Origin of the sequence: Vibrio sp. V42_P2S4T144 (assembly GCF_009904715.1) — a bacterium.
Taxonomy (GTDB): Bacteria; Pseudomonadota; Gammaproteobacteria; order Enterobacterales; family Vibrionaceae; genus Vibrio; species Vibrio alginolyticus.
In genome coordinates this window covers 1-2,506 of record NZ_WXWS01000309.1, presented here as the reverse complement: position 1 = coordinate 2,506, position 2,506 = coordinate 1, and the positions used below count along the sequence as shown (strand labels likewise).

General features: G+C 44.5%; 2 protein-coding genes. Both read left to right on the top strand.

Going from position 1 to position 2,506, the window contains the following annotated elements; translation table 11 throughout:
* The first annotated feature begins 38 nt into the window (after nt 1-38).
* Nucleotides 39-785 carry a 3'-5' exonuclease gene (locus CAG68_RS10685; RefSeq protein WP_017820938.1) on the top strand — a complete coding sequence of 249 codons (747 nt, stop codon included), beginning with the start codon at nt 39-41 and terminating at the stop codon, nt 783-785.
* Nucleotides 786-977: 192 nt separating this feature from the next.
* Nucleotides 978-2,506 (top strand): BCCT family transporter (locus CAG68_RS10680; RefSeq protein WP_161441126.1); only part of this gene is annotated, 1,529 nt, incomplete at its 3' end.

Here is a 2,506-nt window from a genome sequence, read left to right as displayed (position 1 = left end):
AACTTCATTAAGTTTCGATACCAGAGAAGTAGCAAATAATGTGGTTCTCAAAAAAAGTAGAAAAAGAACAGCCGTTGTTGGATACATCCCAGACGCCAGAGTGGTCAATGTTGTTCAAACAACTAGCTAAAGAAGCGAAAGACGAGAGGCTCAAACGCTACTATTCGACACCGATGGTTAATGGGGAAACACCAATTGAACAAGTGCCATTTGTCTCGGTAGACTTTGAGACAACAGGATTGAACTCGGAAGAGGATGTCATTCTCACGATCGGACTTGTACCGTTCACTATTGATCGTGTTCAATGTAATGGTTCTGCTCATTGGGTCGTTAACCCAAACAGAGAGTTAAACCACGAGTCTGTCATTATTCACGGTATCACTGACTCTGAGGTTAAAAACGCGCCGCAGCTGTCTCAGATCTTGGGTGAAATATTGGATGCGTTGTCAGGCAAAGTGGTACTTGTTCACTACAAGAACATTGAAAGGCAGTTCTTTAATAACGCCTTGCTAAATAGCATCGGAGAGGGGATACAGTTTCCTGTTGTTGATACGTTAGATATTGAGTATGCGATACAACGCCGTGAATGCAGAGGTTTTATCAATAAGTTGAAAGGCAAGAAACCCGGTTCTGTACGATTAGGGCACGCTCGTGAAAGATATGGCCTCCCTGCTTATCAACCTCACCATGCCCTGACGGATGCGTTAGCAACTGCGGAGCTGTTTCAAGCACAACTGCAGTATCACTTTAATCGAAACATGCCAATATCTTCGGTTTGGCAATAGGCGTTATTTATGGTGAAAACAATAAAATGCAATGAGAGATAGGGGGCTTTAAGATTATGATGGCGGATTGAGTAACCGCTTATAAGAACAATGTTTTATGAACATGTGCTTGGTAGTGATGAAGACGTTTCATTACTCGAACTCCGACGAAAGTAATTTAAACTTGGTCACGTATTTTTAAGGAGATTATCCGTGAGCACCGATAATAACGGTGGCATTCAACGCCCCGATGGAAAAGTAAACGCAATAGATACTGACTATCAAATTGGTCAGGATAACGTTGCGCTAAAGGTAGGCCCATTTGGCCTTGATATTCACAACCGTGTTTTTGCAATTTCTGGCTTAGCAATCGTCATGTTTGTTGTGATAACACTATTATTCCGAGAACAGGTAGAGCCGTTTTTTGCAGACCTACGAGCGGGTTTGTTGCACAATTTAGACTGGTTTTTTCTCGCTTCAGGTAATATTTTTGTCATTGTCTGTGTCGGATTGATCTTCACACCATTGGGCCGTGTGCGAATCGGTGGTACTGAAGCAACACCGGATTACTCCTATGCCGGATGGTTGGCAATGCTATTTGCTGCAGGTATGGGCATTGGTCTCGTATTCTTCGGTGTATCAGAACCGATGTCCCATTTTAGTTCTGCGATTGGTGGCGTGAGCGTTGAGAATGGTGTACGTACTGACTGGGCACCGCTAGGTGGTGCAGAGGGCGATGCAACTGCAGCTTCGGCATTAGGGATGGCTGCGACGATTTACCACTGGGCACTTCATCCGTGGTCAATATACGCGCTCTTGGCTCTTGGACTGGCTATCTTTTCATTTAACAAAGGTTTGCCACTCACCATGCGCTCAATTTTTTACCCTTTGTTTGGTGAGCGTGTATGGGGTTGGACTGGTCATATTATCGATATTCTTGCAGTGGTAGCGACGGTTTTTGGTTTAGCAACATCGCTAGGCTACGGTGCGTCTCAAGCCGCAACGGGTTTGAACTTCCTGTTTGATGTCCCAATGACCAATACCACGCAGGTTATATTGATTATTGGTATTACTGCGCTCGCTTTAATCTCTGTTGTGGCTGGACTCGATAAGGGCGTGAAAATCTTATCTGAAATCAACATGGGTCTTGCAGCGCTGCTATTGCTATTTGTTATTGTTGTTGGCCCGACGATTGCGATTTTAACTGGTTTCTTCGAGAACATCGTTTCCTATGTGGCTAATATCCCTGCCTTATCTATGCCATTTGGACGAGAGGATGTGAATTACTCTCAAGGCTGGACGGCGTTTTACTGGGCGTGGTGGATTTCTTGGTCACCATTTGTGGGTATGTTCATCGCACGTGTGTCTCGCGGTCGTTCAGTTCGTGAGTTTATTATTTGCGTTATTCTTATCCCATCTTCAGTTTGTGTGTTATGGATGACGGCTTTTGGCGGTAACGCAATTAGCCAATACGTTAATGATGGCTACGAGGCGGTGTTTAACGCAGAACTACCTTTAAAACTTTTTGCCATGTTAGATGTTATGCCATTGGCTGAGATAACATCTTTTGTCGGCATTATCTTAGTCGTGGTGTTCTTCATTACCTCTTCTGACTCAGGATCACTGGTTATTGATACTATTGCTGCGGGCGGTAAGGTCGATGCACCAACGCCACAACGCGTGTTCTGGTGTACGTTTGAAGGTTTGGTTGCGATTGCATTGATGTTGGGTGGTGGTCTAGC